Source organism: Streptomyces sp. NPDC008139, assembly GCF_042957025.1.
Classification (GTDB): Bacteria; Actinomycetota; Actinomycetes; order Streptomycetales; family Streptomycetaceae; genus Actinacidiphila.
Genome location: NZ_JBIBHM010000014.1, coordinates 67679 through 86842 on the forward strand (window position 1 = coordinate 67679; position 19164 = coordinate 86842).

Consider the following 19164-nt stretch of genomic DNA (forward strand, 5'->3'; position numbering starts at 1 on the left):
GGCGGCGCCCCGCGTCGTCGTGCCCGCCGCGCCGCGTCCGGTTCTGTGGTCATCAGTAGAGCATCGCACTGCGTACGGCCGCCCGCGGGCCCCGGGCGCGGGGTGTCGGGTCATACGCTGCGGAAGTGAATCTTCCCACCGCCGAGCGCGTGCGCGCGCTGCACGAGAAGTACGCTCCGACCCGTGAGTCCCTGTCCCTCGTCCGCACCCACTGCGAGATCGTGGCGCGGATCGCCCTCGACCTGGCCGCGCGTTCGCCCGAGCCGGTCGACATCGGGCTCGTCGAGACCGGCGCACTCCTGCACGACATCGGCGTCTACCGGCTGGGCGACGACGCGTACGTCCGGCACGGGGTGCTCGGCCATGAACTGCTGCGCGCGGAGGGCCTGCCGGAGGAGCTGTGCCGTTTCGCCTCCCACCACACCGGCGTCGGGCTGACGCGTGCCGACATCGAACGGCAGCGGCTGCCCATCCCGCCCGGTGAGTACGTCGCCGGGACCGTCGAGGAGCGGCTGGTGATGTACGCGGACAAGTTCCACTCCAAGTCCAGCCCGCCGAAGTTCCTGGACGCCGCCGCGTACGCCGGGAAGGTGGCGCGGTTCGGACCGGACAAGGTCGTCGCGTTCCGTGCGCTGATCGCCGAATTCGGTGAGCCGGACCTCGACCCGCTGATCGCCGAGTTCGGGCACCGCGTCCGGCGCGGTGACGTGCGAAGGACCTGACCGCAGGGCGTGCCGGGTCGGCGACGCCGCCGGGTGCCGTGCGGGGCTCGCCGGGGCGCATGGCAAACTCACCGGGGTCGCCGACGCGGCGCCGTACGTTCCGCTTTCCGGGACGGCCGGGGCGGGCACGACGTCGGCGGCGCGATGTCGCGGTGCGGAAGTGGGTGTGGCGATGCTGGCGGAGACGGTCTTCCGCAGCGAGGACCTGGCGGTCGAGGACCGATTCGACGCCTGGCGCGAGTGCATGAACCGTACGCACGCCCCGATGCGACTGGAGAGCGAGTGCGCGGCCGACTTCAAGGCGCATCAGCGGCTGATCGGGCTGGGCGCGGTGTCGATCTGGCCCGCGACCTTCGAGCAACTGGTCTTCCTGCGCACCCCGAAGCTGATTCGGCAGTCCGACCCCGAGGTCTACCACCTCTCGCTCCTGCTGAGCGGTGAGGCCGGGGTGTCGTGGGGCCGGGAGGAGAACTCCTACGGCGCGTTCGACATCCACACCAACGACTCCTCGCGGCCGTACGAGATCTGGACCGGGCACGGGTCGATCTCCTCGGTGGGCGTCGAGATCCCCAAGGTGCTGCTGCCGCTTCCGCAGCACCGGCTGGACAAGGTGATCGGGCGGCACATCACCGGACGCGAGGGCGTGGGCGCGCTGCTCGCGCAGTTCCTCACCCAACTCGCCGCGGACACCGTGCCGTACGCGCCCTCCGACGGTCCTCGGCTGGGCGCCGTGCTGGTCGACCTGGTGGCGGCGCTCCTCGCGAACGCCCTGGACGCCGAGGCGGCGCTGACACCGGAGACGCGGACCCGGGCACTCACCTTGCGGGTGAAGTCCTTCATCCGGCAGAATCTGCACGATCCGGAGCTGACGCCTCGTCATATCGCTGCGGTGCACCATATTTCGCGCAGTTACCTGCACCGGCTCTTCCAGGCGGAGGCCGAGACGGTCGCCTCGTACATACGCCGCCTGCGGCTGGAGGGCGCGCGTCGCGACCTGGCCGATCCGGCGCTGCTGGAGACGCCGATCCATCTCATCGCGGCCCGCTGGGGCTTTCCGCGGGCGGCCGACTTCAGCCGCGCCTACCGCGCCGTCCACGGGGCGGCGCCCACCGACCACCGCCCGCGGTCCGTACGTCCGGGTGCGGGTTCCTAGGGCGGTCCGGCGGCCGTTGTGGACGCATTGCCAAGTCGTCAGGCGACCGGCTGCTAACGACAGGCCGACGCCGTGACCGGCAGGCTGGCCAGTGCATGCCCCAGGTCGGGCCCGCCACCCGCGGGCCCCGGCCACGGGGCGGCCCGTCCGTCGCCCGTGAGGGCGGTCCACCACGGACGGTTCGCCGACAGACAGGAACCGATCATGCACATCGACACGCCGAAGGCGGCCCGCCGCCGCGCCAACTGGGTCCCGCTGCACGACGACGAGACCTAGCGGAATCCCGGACGGCAGGCGCCGGGACTTCCTCCGCGCCCGGCCGGACGGCCGGGGCGCGCCGGCGGTTGCGGTCCGAGTGACAGGGGCGGGAGCCACGGGGGTGTTCCCGCCCTTCGCCATGCCGTCGCCGGACGGTTTGTGTTATCCGGCCGCGTCCCACGGGGTCTCCGACGTGTACCGATGCACGGGGCACGGCTGGAGGCGGCACGATGGGACGCAGGCGGCGGACGAGATCCGTACGGGGCTGGTGGGGGCTGGTCGTGGCCGCCGTGGTCGCGAGCGGGGTGGTCTTTTACTGGCCGTCCTCGCCGGGCGGTGACGGCTCCGCGAGTACGGAGGCGGTGGCCCGCCAGGCCGCGGCTTCGGCTCCGGCGGCCCCGACCGTGTCCGGGTCGCCGACGGCGTCCGCGACCGCGACCCGCGCGTCCGCCTCGCCGTCGGCGACCGCGCGCCCGTCGCACCGGCCGAGCCCCAAGCCGTCTTCGCCGAAGCCGTCCGCGCCGAAGTCAGCGGCGGCCGGGGCCGGTTCGGGCGGTGGGCGGACGATCACGGTCGTCAACCGCACGCAGGAGACGGTGTGGGCGATCGTCACCGGCACCGCCGCGTATCCGAACGGCCGGGAGCTGCGGCCGGGGCAGAGCACGTCCCTCACCGTGGGCAACAAATGGGGCGGCCGGATCTGGGGCCGTACCGGCTGCACGTCCGGCGGCCAGGGCGCGTGCCTGACCGGGGACTGCACGTCGCAGTGCTCGGGCGCCAACCCGCCCACCACGCTCGGTGAGTTCACCTTCGACGCGTACGCCGGGCTCGACTTCTACGACGTGAGCATGGTCGACGGCGCGAATCTGCCGATGTACATCAACATCTCGCACACCGTGACCGCCGATCCGGTGAGCGCGACGGGTTGCTACAAGGGCACGTGCACCAAGCCGGTGGACTGCCCCAGCGCCATGCGGGCCATGTCGGGCGGCCGGGTCGTCGGCTGCAAGCCGCCGTGCGCGGCCTTCGGCGGGGACACCTACTGCTGCCAAGGCGCCTGGGCCGGGCGGGAGAACTGCGTGCCGTCGAAGTGGCCGGTGGATTACACGCAGGTGTTCAAGAAGGCCGCGCCGTACGCCTATTCGTACGCCTTCGACGACGCGGCGACGATGTCGTGCAAGGGGCGGTGCGACTACCGGGTGACCTTCGGCGTCACCTGAGGCGCGCGCGGGGCCTCACCCCACCGCTCCCCCAGGAAGTCCTTCAGCAGGTGGGTGACGGCGGCTGGCCGTTCCATGCTGGGCAGGTGTCCGGCCCAGGGCAGTTCGAGGTGGCCGGCGTCGGCGAGCAGTCCGGGCAGCCGGGCGGCGATCTGCCGGTAGTCCGCCAGATCGTGGGCGCCGGAGACGACGAGGGACGGCGCCCGTACCGCCGCGAGGTCGTACGGCGGCCGGAGCTGGTCGAACTCCTCGGCGGCGAGCTGTACTTCGTAGGCGTTCAGCTGCTGGACGCGTACGGCCTGCCGGGTGGTCTCGTCGCCCTCGGGGCCGATCCAGGTCTCGACCATCAGCTCGACGGCGCCCGCGAGGTCGCCCGCCTCCAAGAGCGCCTCCTCGCGTTCGTCCAGCGCGTCGAGTTCGGCGGAGGCTTCGCACCCGGCCATTCCCGGACACAGCAGCACCATCGCGCCGACCCGCTCGGGGTGGCGCGCGGCGATCTCCAGCGAGGTCTTGCCGCCGTAGGAGGCGCCGACGAGCGCCGCCTGACCGATGCCGAGCGTGTCGAGGAGTGCGATCACGTCGTCGGCGTTGTTGTACGGCGCGTCCGGCGCGGGGGTCAGGCCGAAGCCGCGCAGGTCGCAACGGATCACGCGGTAACCGGCGTTGGCCAGCGGCTGCCATTGCGGGTCCCACATCCGCCGGTCGCAGACCCCGGCGTGCAGGAATACCAGTGCGGGGCCGTCGCCCGCCGTGTCGTGAGAGAGAGTCATCCGGCAGACGGTACGCACCGCGCCGCGTGATTCCCTCCGGTTTTCGCTCTCGGCGACACTGTCGGCCGCCGCTGCCGGGCCGAACCTCCGGTGTCCGTCGGGCGCTTGCCGGACGCCGTGGTCGCGGGGCTCCGCGCAGAGCGCGCGACGAGGGCCGCGCAGCCCGGTGGGGTGCGCGGCCCTCGCGTGATTCGCCGTCCGCGTGGGTCAGTTGGGGTTCTCGGCGTTCGTGAGGGTCTCCCAGGCCACGAAGAGGTTGTTGGAACCGGCGGGCCGGTTGTTCTGCGTGAGGGTCTGCGTGTTGGTCATCGCGACCCCGCGCCGGGTGTGCAGCGCGTTGTAGCCGGTCTCGGTGATCGGGCCGAGGCCGCGGTTGACACTGCCGTTGCACAGCCAGCTCGGCGGCGCCGTGCCCAGTTCGTACTTGGACTGGAAGCCGAGCGCCTGCCGCAGCCGCTCGCCGATGTCCGTGCCGTACAGGTCGTCGCCCTGGATGCGGCTGGTCTCGGCGATGTGCGAGATCGCGGAGATGCCGTAGCCGGTGTGCGTGAAGTCGCGGCAGGTCTCCTGGGTCAGCCCGTCGACGAAGGTGGACTGCCCCTGCCAGTAGCTGACGATCTTGGCCTTGGTGTCGAGGTTCTGGCTCGGCACCGTCTTGGGCAGCGCCCCGTCCGCGGCGATGTAGACATAGGCCGCAGCGCGGGTGCGGAACTTGGCCATCGCCTTGTCGTAGTCGCTCTTGTCGTCGAGGAAGACGGAGATGCCGACGGCGGCCTCCATCATCGACAGCTCCCAGTTGCCGTTGCTGTTCGAGCCGTTGATGATCTCGGGCAGGTAGACGTTGCGGAGCATGGTGCCGAAGCGCCCGGCGTTCGGCCAGCCGCCGGTGTAGGTCGACTTGATGATGTCGGCGGCCTTGGGCCACGACGAGCCCGCCCAGCCGGTCTGCAACGGGGCGTTGCTGTTGGTGTGCTGGGTGATCGTCGCCGACCACGCGTCCATCAGCTTGATGGACTCCTGCGCGTAGCGCGCGTCACGGGTGAAGTACCAGGCCAGGGCGTCGGTGTAGGCCGCTATCGCGTCCTCGCGCTCGTCCGTGCAGCCGTTGTTGGGGTTGGAGTACGAGCCGCACTCGACGTTCGCGCGCGGCTTGGGCGTACGGGTCAGCGAAGCGTACGAGCTGGCCATCATCTGGTTGTACGCGCTCTTCCACGGCTCGGCGTTGGCCTGCACCTTGGCGCGGGCGAAGTCGAGTTGGGCGGCGGAGACGGTCACTCCGGGGTGGACGAAGGCGGCCGGTGCGGCGCTGGCGCGCTGGGCGCCTCCGGGCCAGGCGGAGAAACCGGTTACAAGGGCCGCAGCCGCACAGGCGGCGGTGACCAGCAGAGCGGGGCGCCGTACGCGGCGGTGGCGCGCGGGCGAGGGCGTGGGGGTGCCTGCCATGCGGTGACCATCCGATCTTGAATGGGGGGCTGCTCGTGAGCGGGCGCGTTCCCGGGTGTGCGCGTGGGTGAGCGCGTAATCCCCGGTGTGCACTGTGGCGTTCCTGAGTGTGAACTGAGCTTGCATCTCTGAACACTTGACTGACCGCAGACCATAGGTACGGACTAATATCCCCGTCAAGCCCCTGCGCCGTGCGGGAGTTGGCCGAACCCGGCTCGCGATCAGGTGGCGAGCGCCGCGAGTTCGGTCCCGGCGAGCAGGAATCCGCCGACGCCGAAGTCGGCCGTGCTGTCGTACGTCACGGGCTGGCTGGAATCCGGCCGGTCGCCGACCTTCTGGATGTAGCCGAGGGTGCCGTCGGGGTGAACCGCCGTGGCCAGCAGGCCGTTCCAGGCGCGCGCGGCGACCGGCAGATACGTGGCCCGGTCGACGAGTCCCGCGCGTACGGCGTACGAGGTGCCGTAGGCGAAGAAAACGGTTCCACTCGTTTCGGGGCCGGGGAAGTGCGCGGGGTCGGCGAGGTTGACGTTCCAGAAGCCGTCGGAGCGCGCTGGTCCGCAGGCACGGCCAGTTCGAGGAGTGCGAGGACGCCGTGCAGGAGGCGGTGCTCGCCGCGGCCGTGAAGTGGCCGGCCGACGGTGTGCCGGACCATCCGCGCGGCTGGCTGATCACCGCGGCCTCCCGCCGGCTGATCGACCAGATCCGCAGCGACCACGCCCGCAAGGCGCGGGAGACGGCCGCGGCGGCCCAGTCCCCCGAGCGGGAGGCGGGCGTCAGCCCGGGTCCCGGCGAGGACGGCGCGCCGGAGGGTGACGACACCCTGATACTGCTGTTCCTGTGCTGCCACCCGGCGCTGACGCCCGGCTCGCAGACCGCCCTGACTCTGCGCGCGGTCGGCGGTCTGACCACGGCGGAGATCGCCCACGCGTTCCTGGTGCCCGAGGCCACCATGGCCGTACGGATCAGCCGGGCCAAGCAGCGGATCAAGGCTGCGGGCAGCCGCTTCACCCTGCCCGAGGCACGCGAGCGCGAGGAGCGGCTGCACGCGAGCCGTCTGAAGCCCGGCGCGCGCTGAGCGGGTGACAGCGGGGTACGGCGACCGCGTACCCGACGGGCGCGAGCGGTGGGTCAGCTCAGCCGGTCGTCGGCGTAGACCGCCATCGCGTCGCGCTGGTACTCGGCCAGCCCGGCCGCGATCTTGTCGTACGCCGAGCGGAAGCGCGGGTCGTCGGTGAACATCTGCCCCAGTCCCTTGTACGCGGTCGCGTCGGGAGTCCAGAACCCGCACAGCCATTGGTAGTGGGCATCCGTCTCGGCCTGCACCGCCGGGTCGGCCACTGGCGTACCGGCCGCCATGAAATCGGCCATGCGGACCATCCGCGCCGTGATCTCGCGCTGCGTCCGCTCCTGGTCCTCGGCCGTGAGCGGGCCGGCGATCCGCCGGGACTGCTCGTACTCGCGCGGCCACCGCTCGCGCGCCTCGGTCTCGTAGCGCGAGGCGTCGAAGCCCTCGAACAGATTCTCCGGCCTGTTGATCTCCGGCATGTCGTCCCCGTCCTTTCCTTCCTCCAACTCCGCGATGGTGCGGCCGACCGTGCGGACCAGGGTGTCGAGCCGGTTCCGCTCCGCCAGCAGACGCCGGTGGTGCTCCCGGAGCACGGCCACCCGGTCCGCCTGCCTGTCGAGGACGGCCGCGATGTCCCGCAGCCCCAGGCCCAACTCCCGCATCAGCAGGATCTGTTGCAGCCGCAGCAGATCCCGCTGCTCGTAGGAGCGGTGCCCGTTGCGGCCGGTCCCCGCAGGGGGCAGCAGACCGATCTCGTCGTAGTACCGCAGCGTCCGGGACGTCACTCCGGACAGCCGGGCCACGTCCGCGATCGACCAGGCCATCGCCCTGCCTCCCCTCGCCGGCCGGTCGTTCCGGCCACATGGACGACCGTAGAAGTTGACGCGGCGTAAAGCGCAAGTCGAAGGCGGGCGGTGCCGACGACGGGCGGGTCAGTGGTCGGACAGGGGCGGCGCGGTGTCCGTCGAGGGGGTCAGGCGCAGCGTGACGATCTCGAACGGTCGCAGGCGCAGGTCCACCGCGCCGTCACGGATCTCGGCGGGCGGCTGGTCGGCCAGGGGGCGTTCCAGCAGGTCGCAGGGGGTGGCGGTGTGGAGGGCGAAGCCGGGGGTGAGGGTGGTGCGGGTCCGGGCGCCGTTGGCTTCGTAGAGGCGTACGACGATGTCGCCGCTCGCGTCGTCGGCGAGCTTCACAGCGCTGACGACGACGCCCTCGTGGTCGACCGTCGCCAGCGGTTCGACCGTGGTGGCGCCCGGCACGCGGCGCTCGGGCAGATGGATGGCGTACCCCTCGCGGACGGCGTCGCCGATGGACGCGCCGGGAAGCAGGGCGTAGCGGAAACGGTGCACGCCCTGGTCCGTCTGCGGGTCGGGGAAGCGGGGCGCGCGCAGCAGGGACAGGCGCACGGTGACGGCGGCGCCGGGGGCGCTGCCGCTTGTGGAGCGGGTGACGTCGTGGCCGTAGGTGGAGTCGGTGACCAGGGCCACGCCCCAGTCGGGCTCCGCGAGGTGCAGGAATCGGTGGTTGCACGCCTCGAAACGGGCGGCGTCCCAACTGGTGTTGGTGTGGGTGGGCCGGTAGACGTGGCCGAACTGGGTCTCGGCCGCGTAGCGGTCGGCGTGGACGTCCAGCGGGAAGGCCACCTTCAGGAACTTCTCCGTCTCGCGCCAGTCCACCTCGGTGGAGACGTCCAGGCGCTTGTGCCCGGCGGTGAGGGTGAGGTCCTGCAGGGCGCGCGAGTGGCCGAACGAGCGCTCGACCCGGACGGTGACGGCGTGGGCCGTCGCGGCGGTCACCTCGACGCGGTCGGCGGCGGTCAGGTCGGTGACGGTGTTGCGGTAGTACGCGTCCACGTCCCAGGCGTCCCACATGGTGGGGAAGTCGGGGTGGAGTTGGAGCAGGTTGGCCGGGCGCCCCTCGGCGAGGGTCTCGCGGTCCGCGGCGAGGTCGTGGACCGACACCACCAGGCCGCGGTCGTCGATCTCGACCCGCAGCAGGCCGTTGTCCAGTACGTGGCCGCCGCCGGGGCGGGCCGAAGCGGTGACCGTCCCGTCGGCGCCGCGGTCGGCGACGCGCGCGGCGCCCCCTGCCGGGACACCGCCGCGGGCGTGCGGGGCCGCGTTGAAGACCAGGGCACCCTCCCCCTCCTGGTCCCCCTCCCGCGACGGCGCACCGGCCAGAGCGAGTTGGGCGGCGTCGATGATCGACCGCAGCTCCACCGCGAGGGCGGCGTACGTCGCCTCGGCCTCGCGGTGCACCCACGCGATGGACGAGCCGGGCAGGATGTCGTGGAACTGGTGCAGCAGCACCGTCTTCCAGATCCGGTCCAACTCCTCGTACGGGTAGGGCAGTCCGACCCGTACGGCGGCGGTCGCGGACCACAGTTCCGCCTCGCGCAGCAGATGCTCGCTGCGGCGGTTGCCCTGCTTGGTGCCCGCCTGGCTGGTCAGCGTGCCGCGGTGCAGTTCGAGGTACAACTCCCCGACCCAGACCGGCGGTTCGGGGTACTCGGCGCGGGCCTTGGCGAAGAACTCCGCCGGGGACTCCCACTCCACCCGGGCCGAACCCTCCAGGTCGCGGAGCCGAGCGGCCTTGGCGATCATCTCGCGGGTCGTACCACCGCCGCCGTCGCCCAGCCCGGTCGGCGCCAGCGACCGCCCGGCCATGCCCTTCTCCCTGAAGTTGCGGGCGGCGTGGGCGACTTCGCGGCCTTCCAGGCCCGCGTTGTAGGTGTCCATCGGCGGGAAGTGCGTGAAGACCCGGCTGCCGTCGATGCCCTCCCAGGCGAAGGTGTGGTGCGGGAAGGAGTTGGTGCGGCTCCAGGAGATCTTCTGGGTCAGCAGCGAACTCGACCCGGACGCCCGGATGATCTGCGGCAGCCCGGCCGCGAAGCCGAAGGTGTCCGGCAGCCACACCTCGTCGCTCTCGATGCCGAACTCGTCCAGGAAGAACCTCTTGCCGTGCACGAATTGACGGGCCATCGCCTCGGAGCCGGGCATGTTCGTGTCCGACTCGACCCACATTCCGCCGGTGGGCACGAACCGCCCGTCGGCGACGGCCTGTCGGACCCGGGCGTAGACCTCGGGGCGGTGCTCCTTGATCCAGGCGTACTGCTGCGCCTGGGACATGGTGTAGACGAAGTCGGGCTCGTCCTCGATCAGGGCCGTCATGTTCGCGGTGGTACGGGCCACCTTGCGGACGGTCTCACGCAGCGGCCACAGCCACGCGGAGTCGATGTGCGCGTGGCCCACCGCGCTGATCCGGTGGGCCGACGCGTGCGCGGGCGCGGCCAGCACGTCGGCCAGCAGGGCTCGGGCCGCATCGGCGGTGCCGCCGACGTCCTGGAGGTCGATCGCGTCGAGCGCCCGTTCCACCGCGCGCAGGATGTCCCAGCGGCGGGCCGAGTCGGCGGGCAGCTCGGGCATCAGCTCGCCCAGCACTTCGAGGTCCTGCACGAGCTCCCAGACCGTGCGGTCCAGCACGGCCAGGTCCATCCGGCCCAGGACGTACTGCGACGCGCGGCCCGCCGTCGCCTTGTCGCCCAAAGCGGTCGGGCGGAAGGGCGGGGTGTCCAGCACGATCGGGTTGGCCGCGGCCTCGACGTGCAGCAGGATCTGCTCGCCGCCGGTGACGGGGTCGCCGACACGCACCCACTGATTGCGCGGGTTGAGGCCCTTCACCGGGGTGCCGTCCGGCCGGTAGACCAGGCCCTCGCACTGGAAGCCGGGGGTGTCCCGCTCGAAGCCGAGGTCCAGCAGCGCCTCGACGGTGCGGCCCGCCCACGCCTCGGGCACGGTACCGCTGACGGTGAGCCAGCTCGTCCCCCACGGCGGACCCCACGGCTCGCCGGGCGCGATCGGCCGGCGGGCCGCAGCGATGCCTTCGGCCACCGGGACCGGCTCGTCGGGCGCGTCCCAGATGCCGACGGTCAGCGGCACCCGCTCCCCGTACACCGCGGGGCGGACGCGCTCGTTGAGGACGCGTTCCAGGCGGGACTCGATGAGGCTGCGGTCGTCGTGCATGTACGGGCTCCGGGGTGTGGTGGGCGGCCGGGTCGAATGGCTTACGGGCGTGGCGGAGTGGGAGCGGGGCTCGGGGACCGTGAGGCTCCGGACGGGCAACGCGCCTGCTTCCGGGGCGCGTTGCTCCGGCGGCGCGCGACTAGGACACGTCCCGGTCCGGGCCGCGGTCCTCTCCGTGGGCGATGATCGTGGTGCGCACCACGACCCGGCGCGGCGGCAGCGCTCCGGCGCCCTGCCGGGCCAGGCGCTCGCCGAGCAACTGGGCGGCGCGGCGCCCGATCTCGTCGGGGTCGTAGTCCACCACCAGCACCGGCACGCTGAGCACGTCGGCGAGGTCGAAGTCGTCGAACCCCGCGAGCGTCGCGCTGGCGCCGTGGTGCCGCAACGCCCGGTAGGCGCCCAGGGTGTTGCGGTTGTTGGTGCAGAACACCGCGGTGGGCGGCGCGGGCAGCGCGAGCAGTTCGGCCGCCGCCGCCTCGGCCGAGGCGAGATCCTCCTGGCCGCGCTTGACCAGGGCGTCGTCGGGGTCGATGCCCGCCTCGTGGAGGGCCGCGCTGTAGCCGCGGTAGCGCTCGGAACCGGTGTACACCGACGGCGGGTTGCCGAGGAAGCCGATCCTGCGGTGTCCTGCCGCCAGCAGTCGGCTGGTCGCCGCGTACGCGCCGCCGAAGTCGTCGACCAGGACGCAGTCCGCCTCGAATCCGGCCGGGGGGCGGGCGACGGTGACCACGGGCAGGGAGGTGGGCAACTCCTCGGCCAGATACGCCTGGTCGGCCCCCGCCGGTACGAGGATCACGCCGTCGACCCGGCGCGCGGAGAAGTCCCGGACGGCGTCGCGCTCGCGGCCCGCGTCACCGGCCGTGTTGGTGATCATCACCCGCAGGCCCTCCTCGGCGACCGCCGCCTCGATGCCGAGCGCGAGCCGGGCGTAGAAGGGGTTGGCGAGGTTCGTGACGATCAGGCCGATGGTGCCGGTGCCCTGTCCGTGCCGGAAGTTGCGGGCCAGAGCGTTGGGCCGGTAGCCGAGCTGCCGTACCGCGGCCTCGACGCGTGCGCGTTTGTCCGCCGACACCCCGGTGTCGCCGCGCAGGACGCGGGACACGGTCATCGCGCTGACCTCGGCGAGGGTGGCGACCTGTTTCATGGTCGGTGGTGCGGTGGTGAGCGGCGCGCCGGCCACGGTGGTCTCCCTCTCGGCTCGTTGACTAGAGAATAGAGGCATCGTTGTCTTCCGGAACCTCGGCCGCGTACCGCGCCGCGCCGATCAGCCCGGCTTCGGCCGGCCGGGCCGCGGGCAGCGGCGGCGGGAGGTCGCCGGGGAGCCCCGCGGTCAGTGCCGGACCGATCAGGTCCCAGGAGCCGGTCATCGAACCGCCCACCACGAGCGCGGTGGCACCGAAGCGGCGCAGCCACGGGCCCAGCGTCTCGCCGAGGACGGCGAAGGCGTCGTCCAGCACCCGGCGGGCGGCGCCGTCCCCGCCCCTGGCCTCGGCGGCGATCTCCCGTACGTCCAGGTCGCGTCCCGACGCCTGCCGGTAGGCCGCGATCAGGGCCCGCCGGGACACCCGGTCCTCCAGCGGGGCGCCGTGGTGGGTGAGCAGGTCGGCGCGGCCTTCCGGCGGTACGGTCGGGCCGTCGTTGACGGCCGCGCCGTCGTGCAGGAAGGCGGAGCCGACTCCGGTTCCGAGCGTGATGCCGACGACTCTGGCGTGTCCGCGGCCCGCGCCCTCCGCCCACTCGCCGCGCAGGAACGCCTCCGCGTCGTTGAGGAAGACCGCCCCGGTGCGGGACGGCAGACCGGCCCGCAGCAGCGCGCCGAGGTCGGTGCCTTCGAGCGCGTCGAATTTGCCGACGCCCCGGTAGCGGGCGATGCCCCGGGCGTAGTCGAACGGGCCGGGCAGCGCGACGCCCCAGCGGGCGGGCGGCGCCGACGGCAGGGCGTGGGCGGCGTGCAGCAAGGTGGCGGTGATCCGGTCGGCGCCCGCGTGGCCGTCGAGGGGTTCGCGGTGGGAGGCGAGCACTCGGGAGCGCGCGCCGCCGAGCCGCACGAGCGCGGCGGTCACATGGGTGCCGCCGACCTCCAGGACGGGGACCGACCGGCCCGTGTCCGTACCCCTGGCGTCCTTGTCCACGCCGTCCTCCGCCCCGGAGTCGGCCTCTGTCCCGGCGCCGCGGTACACGTCTCCCCCGGCGCCGGTGTTCCCTCCCCGCTCGCTCACTTCACGAACGCTTTCACGATCCTGGTCTCGCCCGCACCCGTGCCGGTCAGGGTGTACGCGCCGACCGCGGCCGGTACGACCAGCGTCTCGGCGTATCCCAGGCGGTGCCGCGCGCCGGATTCGGTGCGGACCAGGACGCCTTCGCCCTCGACGACGTTGATCACGTGGAAGCGGCCTTCGGTGCTGTCCGGGGCGGTGGCCGCACCCCGGACGCTGAGCCGGTGGACCACGAAGAACATCTCGGGGAGCTGCCCGATGACCTCCTCGCGCCAGCCGTCGCCCTTGCGCACCACCTGCGGGGCCTGGACGAGGTCCCGGCCGACGGCCTCGCCGGTCCGCTCGGTGTCGAGGTTGCGGAAGGCGTGCTCGACGTGGACGGCGCGCTGCCGGTCCCGGGCGTCGCGGCGCAGCCAGTCGTAGAACCGCAGTGAGTAGAGGTACGGGGTGGCGCTGACCTCCAGCACCACATTGCCCTTGCCGCTGCCGTGCGGGGTGCCGCCGGGGATGAGGAAGAGCTGGTGCGGGGTGGCGGGGAAGGTCTGCACGAACTCCTCGATGGCGAAGGCGTTCCCGCCGGAGTCGGCGTCGTGGGCCCGGCCGCGGAATTCCTCGACGTCGGCGTCGCCGCGCAGGCCGAGGTAGACGGTGTTCTGCTCGCTGCCGACCATCAGGTAGTACGTCTCGTGCTGGGTGTACGGCCAGCCGAAGACGTCCTTCATGTAGTCGGGCTGCGGGTGGCAGTGCACGGAGAGGTTTCCGCCGGCCACGGTGTCGAGGTAGTCGAAGCGGATGGGGAAGGAACTGCCGAACATGGCGTGGACGCGCGGGCCCATGACGCGCTCGGGGTGCAGCGCCACGAGGAGCTGGAAGGGGATCTCGACCTGGGCGGTGTCGTCGCCGATGAGGATCCCGGACTCGGGGGCGATGAGTTCGTAGCCGAGCGCGGTGTTCGGGCCCTCGGGGTTGAAGCCGAGTTCGCGGCGGGCCCACTGGCCGCCCCACGGCGTGGTGTTAAAGGTCGGGCGGGTACGGAAGGGGCGGCCGGTGAGGTCCGCGGCGCTGGCCCGCAGGGCGGCGCCGCTCAGTGACACCGGTCCCGCGGGGTCCTGGAGGTCCAGCCAGCGGTCGATCCGGTCGGCGAGGCCGTCGCGGTGCCGGTCGAGTACCGGCCAGTCGATGTAGAACAGCCGGCGGTTCCGCGCCGCGCCCTCCCGCTGCCCGAGGTTGGTAACGGTACCGGCGGCGACGGCCGCCTCGGCGTACCGCTTGGGCAGATCGGCGTACCAGAGGACGTCGTGTGCGACGAGCGCGGCGCCGGGGCCGTAGACGACGGTGAGCCCGTCACCGGCCTCCAGGGTGGGCAAGGGGCCGAAGAAGTCGGCGAGGGCCGCCTCGGACAAGGCGGCGAAGTGCGGGTCGTCGGCCAGTGGTCCCGACGCGCCGAGCGCTTCGATCTGCGACCAGGGGGCCAGGTGGGAGCGGATGTCCACGAAGGACAGGCCGGGGCCTGCCGCCGCGAGGCCCGCGCGCACGGCGTCCCAGTCGAGCGCCCATGGGCCGTCCACGGCCAGGACGCCTCTGGGCTCCGGCAGTTCGGCCAGGGCCGCCGCCCAGCCGCGCCGGGGCCGTGCCCCGACGGCGTCGTAGCGCGGATTGGGCTGGTAGGGCAGGCCACTGCCGTCGTGGTGCACGGGGACACCTTTCGTCGTTCGGGTCACTCAATACGGTATCGGTACCATAACCCATCGCCAGCGACCGGTCTCAATCCGGCGACAATCAACGGCGCTCCACACGGCATTTTCGGGTTTCCGACAGATGAACCCTTGCCACCCCTCATTGTTACCGTTACCTTCAAGGCGGTCGTGCACCCGGCGGCTGTTTCCCGCCGGGGTCGCACAGGACGGCAGATGACGGAAGGACAGGTCGATGCAACCTGGCCGCGCTGATGACAGGGCGGAGCCCGACGGCTCGACGAGCCCCCCAGACGGTCCCACCCGCCGCGGAGTGCTGGCAGGCGCCGGGGGTCTCGCGCTGGCGGTGGCGCTGGCCGGCTGCGCCCGGGGCAGCTCCACCACGAGCGTGCCCGGCGCGGCGAACCTCTACAACGACAACGCCACCTGGTCCGACGGCTACAAGAAGGCCGGCGCGGTGCTCAAGCGGATCAGCGGCTACGACCTGCGCCCGTTGTCCAACGCCTCCACCACCTCCTACCAGGAGGTGGTCCACACCTCGGTGCAGACCAACCGGGCCGCCGACGTCGTCAAGTGGGCGTCGGGCTATCCGCTGTACTCACTGGCCCGCTCCGGCGGTCTGACCGAACTCGGCGCCCCGTGGGAGGCCGCGGTCCAGCGCGGCTGGGTCTCCACCGAGCTGAAACCGGCGGTCAGTTACGAGGGCAAGGTGTACGGCATCCCGCTGTACCAGTCGTCGTACGTGTTCTTCTACGCCAAGCCGGTGTTCGCCAGGTACGGACTGCGCGAGCCCGCCACCTGGGCGGAGTTCACCCACAACGCCGAGGTGCTGAAGAAGAACGGTGTGACGCCGTTCCTCGCCACGCAGAACGGCGTCTGGCCGGCGTTCGAGTGGTTCGAGGAACTGGTCAGCAAGATCGACCCGGACTTCTACACGCGGCTGGTCAACGGACAGGCGAAGTACACCGACGACACCGCGGTGGAGGCGCTCACGCTCTGGCGGGACTTCTACGCCAAGGGCTGGATGACCGCGCCCGACTTCGACGGCGCCAACGGCCCGGCGCGGATGAAGGCCGGGAAGCTGGCGATGTTCCTGCACGGCACCTGGGAGTCGGCCGCGATCGGCGCCGCCGGACTCACACCGGGCACCGACTACGGCGCGTTCATCATGCCCGCGGTGCACGAGGGCACCAAGCCGTCGGTGATCGCCGAGTCGGGGGTCTTCGCGGTGCCGAGCCGCGCCGCCAACCACGACGGCGGGATCGCCGCCGTCTCCCACTGGCTGGACCCGAGGGTGCAGCGGGTGTGGTCGGACTTCCTCCAGGACAGCTCCGCGAACCCGACGGTGCCCGCGTCCAACCCGGTGATCGAGGGCGTGCAGCAGGACATCAAGCGCAATCACCGGACGCTGCTGACCCGCTACAACGAGGCGAGTCCGCCCAATCTGATCCAGGGGAACATCCTCGACCTGGGCAATTTCATGATCCATCCCACCGCGGTCCGCTCGACGCTCGGCTCGATGCAAAAGCGCGCGGGCAAGGAGTGGGACATCTGGCGGAAGGGCGGCTCATGAGTGCGACGACCGATTCGATCCGTGCGCGGCGCGGACTGCCGTCCGGCGGTCCGAAGCCGCCCGCGGCGAAGGGACGGGCGGCGGCGCAGCTCAAGGAGCGGCTGATGGCCGGCGGTTTCCTGCTGCCCGCCGCCCTGTTGGTGACCGCGGTCCTGCTCGCGCCGTTCTGCTACACGCTCTATCGCAGCTTCTTCAGCGACTACACCCACTCGACCTTCAACGGTTTCGCCAACTACCGCGCCTTCTTCACCGACCCGAATCTGCTCAAGTCCCTGGAGAACACCCTGATGTGGGTGGTGGGCGCGATCGTGCTGCCCACCGGCATGGGCCTGCTGATCGCGATGCTCACCGACGCGACGCGGTGGAGCCGCGCGGCGCGGCTCGCGGTGACCATCCCGTACGCGATCTCCGGTTCCGCGGTCGCGGTGGTGTGGAATTTCATGCTCACCAGCGACGGAGCGGTGAACGGCGCGCTCAGGGGGCTGCATCTGGGCGGCCTGACCGGCACCTGGCTGCTGAGCTGGCCCGGCAACACCATCGTGATGATCATCGCGAGTTCCTGGCAGGCGACCGGCGTCGCGGTGATCCTCTTCATGGTCGGACTCCAGGGCATCGCGCCGGACACCCTGGAGGCGGCGGCGCTCGACGGCGCCGGGCCGTGGGCGCGCTTCCGCCATATCGTCCTGCCGCAGTTGCGTCCGGTGTCGATCATCGTCATCGGGATGAGCCTGGTGAACGGGCTCAAGGCGTTCGACCTGATCTTCGTCCTCACCCAGGGCGGTCCCGGCCGGGCCACCGAGACGCTGGCGGTGTCCATGTACCAGGAGACCTTCCTGTTCCTGCGGCCGGGAGCGGGCGCCGCCATCGCCGTACTGCTGACGGTCATCGTGCTGCTGGCGTCCTGGACGTATCTGCGCCGACAAGTACCGACCCAGGGCAAGGTGTGACATGAGCAGAGTCATCCGCAATACCGTCGTCGTCCTGGTGGCGCTGCTCTGGTTCGTCCCGACGTATCTGCTGCTGGTCAACGGGCTGACGTCGGTGGGCAGTTACTCGGGCAGTCCGCGCTGGTACCCCAACAGCTTCGGTCTGTTCTCCAACATCCGCGCGGCGTGGAATCTCGCCGACCTCGGTCCCGCCATGGCCAACAGCCTCTACTACGCGGTGGCCAGTTCGGCCGGTGCCGTCCTGCTGGCCTCGCTGGCCGCGTTCGCCGCAGCGATCATGCCGGTGCGGCGCCGCGCCCTGTGGTTCTGGCTGATCTACGCGGGCACCCTGCTGCCGCTCCAGGTCTTCCTGCGCCCGCTGTTCCTGGCGTACGCCAACACCGGTCTGTACGACACCCAGATGGGCATGGTGATCATCTACATCGCGATCGCCATCCCGTTCGCTTTCTTCGTGCTGCGGAACTTCGCGGCCACGCTGCCGTCCGAGGTGATCGAGGCGGCCCGGCTGGACGGGGCGTCCTGGTGGCGGCTGTTCTGGAGCATCTACGTGCCGCTGTCGAAGTCCGCGATGGTCGCCGCCTTCGTCTTCCAGTTCGTCGCCGTCTGGAACGACCTGCTGTTCGGCATCACACTGGCCACCAGCCGCAACATCCGGCCGATCATGGCGGCCCTGGCCGACCTCCAGGGCAACTACTCCAACGTGGGTCCGCCGGTGGTGCTGGCCGGCGCGCTGGTGGTGTCGCTGCCCACCGTCGTCATCTTCTTCCTCTCCCAGCGGTTCTTCGTCTCCAGCCTCAAACTCAACGCCTGACAGGGAGTCCTGCCATGACAACAGCGCGTACCGCCCGCCGGGCCGGTCTGCTGCTGACCGCGCTGGCCACCGCAGCGGCCGGTCTGCTCGCCGCGCCCGCCGCGCACGCCGAGGGCCACCGGACCACCGACTGGGCCGGACGCGCCGAGGCGAGCTACCAAGCGCTCCAGCGCGACCTCTACCTCGGCCCCGCGGGTCACCATCTGTACCGGGAGACCACCCCGCAGGCGCCGGGCGGCAACCCCTACTCGTACCTGTGGGAGTTCCGCGAGGCCACCCAGGCCACGGTGTATCTGCGGAACACCCCGCACAACGCGGGCCGGTACCGCAAGGACGTGGCGGACCGTTTCGCCGCCCTCCCGCGGTACGCGGCCACCGATCCGGCCCGTCCCGGTTACGCCTCCTACCCGTCCGCCCCGCTGGGCACCGGCGGGGACCTGTTCTTCGACGACAACGCGGTGGTCGGCCTGTCGTTCCTGACGCAGTACCGGGCCGACGGCGACCGGGCGATGCTGGCCAAGGCCCGCGCGGCCTTCACCACCGACACCCGCGCCTGGGACGACGACGCCGCCAAGACCTGCCCCGGCGGCATGCACTGGGTCGAGACCGACGCCAACACCATCAGGGCCGCGAACGTGACCGGCCTGTTCGCCCAACTGTCCGCCGGGCTGTACCAGATCACCAAGGAACCGACGTATCTGGACTGGGCGCGCAAGGCGTACGACTGGAACAGGACCTGCCTCCAGCAGTCCCCCGGCCTCTACCGGAACGACCGGGACGACAACGGCAGCGTCAACACCACGCTGTGGACGTACAACTCGGGCGCGATGATCGGCACCGCCACCGAGCTGTACCGCGCGACCGGCCGCCGCGCGTACCTCGACCAGGCGGTGCGCGACGCCGACGGCGCGCTCGCCTACTGGACCGCGGACGACCGGCTGTACGACCAGCCGGCCATCTTCAACTCCTTCCTCTTCCAGGACCTGCTCCTGCTGGACTCCCAGCGCCACGACCCGCGGTACCGCCAGGTCCTCAGCGACTACGCCGACCGGCTGTGGGAGCAGAACCGGGACCCGGCCAGCGGGCTGTTCCGCTTCCAGGCGAGCAACGGCGGCGCCCCCGACCCGGCCCAGCCGGTCGCCACGCTCAACCAGTCCGCCGCGGTCCAGCTCTTCTCGCTGCTGGCGTGGGACCCCAGGGACTACGACCGCACCACCTGACGGCGACCGCGCCCGCCCCCGGCCCACCGCACACCCACGCCAAGGAAGC

The 19164-nt window shown here is 71.7% G+C and carries 15 protein-coding genes and 2 pseudogenes; 8 read left to right on the forward strand and 9 right to left on the reverse strand.

What is annotated here, in order from left to right; all coding sequences use genetic code 11:
- Positions 1–125: 125 nt before the first annotated feature.
- Entirely contained in the window at positions 126–722 is a 597-nt protein-coding gene (locus ACFZBB_RS27670; protein ID WP_391127701.1) for an HD domain-containing protein, read from the forward strand.
- Positions 723–894: 172 nt separating this feature from the next.
- Positions 895–1875 carry a helix-turn-helix domain-containing protein gene (locus ACFZBB_RS27675; protein ID WP_391128044.1) on the forward strand — a complete coding sequence of 327 codons (981 nt, stop codon included), beginning with the start codon at positions 895–897 and terminating at the stop codon, positions 1873–1875.
- 571 nt (positions 1876–2446) lie between these two features.
- Here ACFZBB_RS27675 and ACFZBB_RS27680 read toward each other — a convergent pair.
- Entirely contained in the window at positions 2447–2719 is a 273-nt protein-coding gene (locus ACFZBB_RS27680; protein WP_391127703.1) for a hypothetical protein, read from the reverse strand.
- 10 nt (positions 2720–2729) lie between these two features.
- Here ACFZBB_RS27680 and ACFZBB_RS27685 point away from each other — a divergent pair, with 10 nt between their 5' ends.
- Positions 2730–3353, forward strand: coding sequence for a thaumatin family protein (locus ACFZBB_RS27685; RefSeq protein WP_391127706.1), 624 nt, complete (start codon positions 2730–2732; stop codon positions 3351–3353).
- Here ACFZBB_RS27685 and ACFZBB_RS27690 read toward each other — a convergent pair.
- From ACFZBB_RS27690 to ACFZBB_RS27700, 3 genes and pseudogenes are all read right to left on the reverse strand, one after another.
- Positions 3326–4123: an alpha/beta fold hydrolase gene (locus tag ACFZBB_RS27690; RefSeq protein WP_391127709.1), complete on the reverse strand. Its 798-nt coding sequence runs from the start codon at positions 4121–4123 to the stop codon at positions 3326–3328. The two genes, ACFZBB_RS27685 and ACFZBB_RS27690, sit on opposite strands and share 28 nt — an antisense overlap.
- Positions 4124–4330: 207 nt before the next feature.
- Positions 4331–5566: an alginate lyase family protein gene (locus ACFZBB_RS27695; RefSeq protein WP_391127712.1), complete on the reverse strand. Its 1236-nt coding sequence runs from the start codon at positions 5564–5566 to the stop codon at positions 4331–4333.
- Between the two features lie 221 nt (positions 5567–5787).
- Positions 5788–6099, reverse strand: a pseudogene (locus ACFZBB_RS27700) (glycoside hydrolase family 88 protein); the annotation flags it as partial.
- A gap of 17 nt (positions 6100–6116) precedes the next feature.
- Here ACFZBB_RS27700 and ACFZBB_RS27705 point away from each other — a divergent pair.
- A pseudogene (locus tag ACFZBB_RS27705) lies at positions 6117–6614 on the forward strand (sigma factor-like helix-turn-helix DNA-binding protein); the annotation flags it as partial.
- Between the two features lie 80 nt (positions 6615–6694).
- Here ACFZBB_RS27705 and ACFZBB_RS27710 read toward each other — a convergent pair.
- From ACFZBB_RS27710 to ACFZBB_RS27730, 5 genes are all read right to left on the reverse strand, one after another.
- Complete coding sequence (locus ACFZBB_RS27710; RefSeq protein ID WP_391127715.1) at positions 6695–7456, reverse strand: TipAS antibiotic-recognition domain-containing protein; 762 nt, start codon at positions 7454–7456, stop codon at positions 6695–6697.
- A 108-nt stretch (positions 7457–7564) separates the two neighbouring features.
- Positions 7565–10654 (reverse strand): glycoside hydrolase family 38 C-terminal domain-containing protein, encoded by a 3090-nt coding sequence (locus ACFZBB_RS27715; RefSeq protein WP_391127718.1) that lies wholly within the window; start codon positions 10652–10654, stop codon positions 7565–7567.
- 139 nt (positions 10655–10793) lie between these two features.
- The gene (locus ACFZBB_RS27720; RefSeq protein ID WP_391128047.1) at positions 10794–11798 is read right to left on the reverse strand and encodes a substrate-binding domain-containing protein; all 1005 of its coding nucleotides are present in this window, start codon (positions 11796–11798) and stop codon (positions 10794–10796) included.
- Between the two features lie 61 nt (positions 11799–11859).
- Positions 11860–12873: an ROK family protein gene (locus tag ACFZBB_RS27725; RefSeq protein WP_391127721.1), complete on the reverse strand. Its 1014-nt coding sequence runs from the start codon at positions 12871–12873 to the stop codon at positions 11860–11862.
- Positions 12870–14564, reverse strand: a complete 1695-nt coding sequence (locus ACFZBB_RS27730; protein WP_391127724.1) for a class I mannose-6-phosphate isomerase — start codon at positions 14562–14564, stop codon at positions 12870–12872. Before ACFZBB_RS27730 ends, ACFZBB_RS27725 begins: the two co-directional genes overlap by 4 nt.
- A gap of 313 nt (positions 14565–14877) precedes the next feature.
- Between ACFZBB_RS27730 and ACFZBB_RS27735 the strand changes: the two genes are divergently transcribed.
- The 4 genes from ACFZBB_RS27735 to ACFZBB_RS27750 are packed head-to-tail and all read left to right on the forward strand — an operon-like array spanning position 14878 to position 19115.
- Positions 14878–16137: an extracellular solute-binding protein gene (locus ACFZBB_RS27735; RefSeq protein ID WP_391127727.1), complete on the forward strand. Its 1260-nt coding sequence runs from the start codon at positions 14878–14880 to the stop codon at positions 16135–16137.
- Positions 16134–17084: an ABC transporter permease subunit gene (locus ACFZBB_RS27740; protein WP_391127730.1), complete on the forward strand. Its 951-nt coding sequence runs from the start codon at positions 16134–16136 to the stop codon at positions 17082–17084. Before ACFZBB_RS27735 ends, ACFZBB_RS27740 begins: the two co-directional genes overlap by 4 nt.
- Position 17085: 1 nt before the next feature.
- On the forward strand, positions 17086–17895 hold the full coding sequence (locus ACFZBB_RS27745) for an ABC transporter permease subunit (RefSeq protein WP_391127733.1): 810 nt from the start codon (positions 17086–17088) through the stop codon (positions 17893–17895).
- Positions 17896–17909: 14 nt separating this feature from the next.
- Positions 17910–19115, forward strand: coding sequence for a glycoside hydrolase family 76 protein (locus ACFZBB_RS27750; RefSeq protein ID WP_391127736.1), 1206 nt, complete (start codon positions 17910–17912; stop codon positions 19113–19115).
- The last annotated feature ends 49 nt before the right edge of the window (positions 19116–19164 follow it).

What these genes read in the sequence shown, in the direction of transcription:
- ACFZBB_RS27675 (WP_391128044.1), top strand. Translation starts at nt 895, where the DNA reads ATGCTGGCGGAGACGGTCTTCCGCAGCGAGGACCTGGCGGTCGAGGAC.
- ACFZBB_RS27690 (WP_391127709.1), bottom strand. Translation starts at nt 4,123, where the DNA reads ATGACTCTCTCTCACGACACGGCGGGCGACGGCCCCGCACTGGTATTC.
- ACFZBB_RS27695 (WP_391127712.1), bottom strand. Translation starts at nt 5,566, where the DNA reads ATGGCAGGCACCCCCACGCCCTCGCCCGCGCGCCACCGCCGCGTACGG.
- ACFZBB_RS27710 (WP_391127715.1), bottom strand. Translation starts at nt 7,456, where the DNA reads ATGGCCTGGTCGATCGCGGACGTGGCCCGGCTGTCCGGAGTGACGTCC.
- ACFZBB_RS27715 (WP_391127718.1), bottom strand. Translation starts at nt 10,654, where the DNA reads ATGCACGACGACCGCAGCCTCATCGAGTCCCGCCTGGAACGCGTCCTC.
- ACFZBB_RS27720 (WP_391128047.1), bottom strand. Translation starts at nt 11,798, where the DNA reads ATGAAACAGGTCGCCACCCTCGCCGAGGTCAGCGCGATGACCGTGTCC.
- ACFZBB_RS27740 (WP_391127730.1), top strand. Translation starts at nt 16,134, where the DNA reads ATGAGTGCGACGACCGATTCGATCCGTGCGCGGCGCGGACTGCCGTCC.
- ACFZBB_RS27745 (WP_391127733.1), top strand. Translation starts at nt 17,086, where the DNA reads ATGAGCAGAGTCATCCGCAATACCGTCGTCGTCCTGGTGGCGCTGCTC.
- ACFZBB_RS27750 (WP_391127736.1), top strand. Translation starts at nt 17,910, where the DNA reads ATGACAACAGCGCGTACCGCCCGCCGGGCCGGTCTGCTGCTGACCGCG.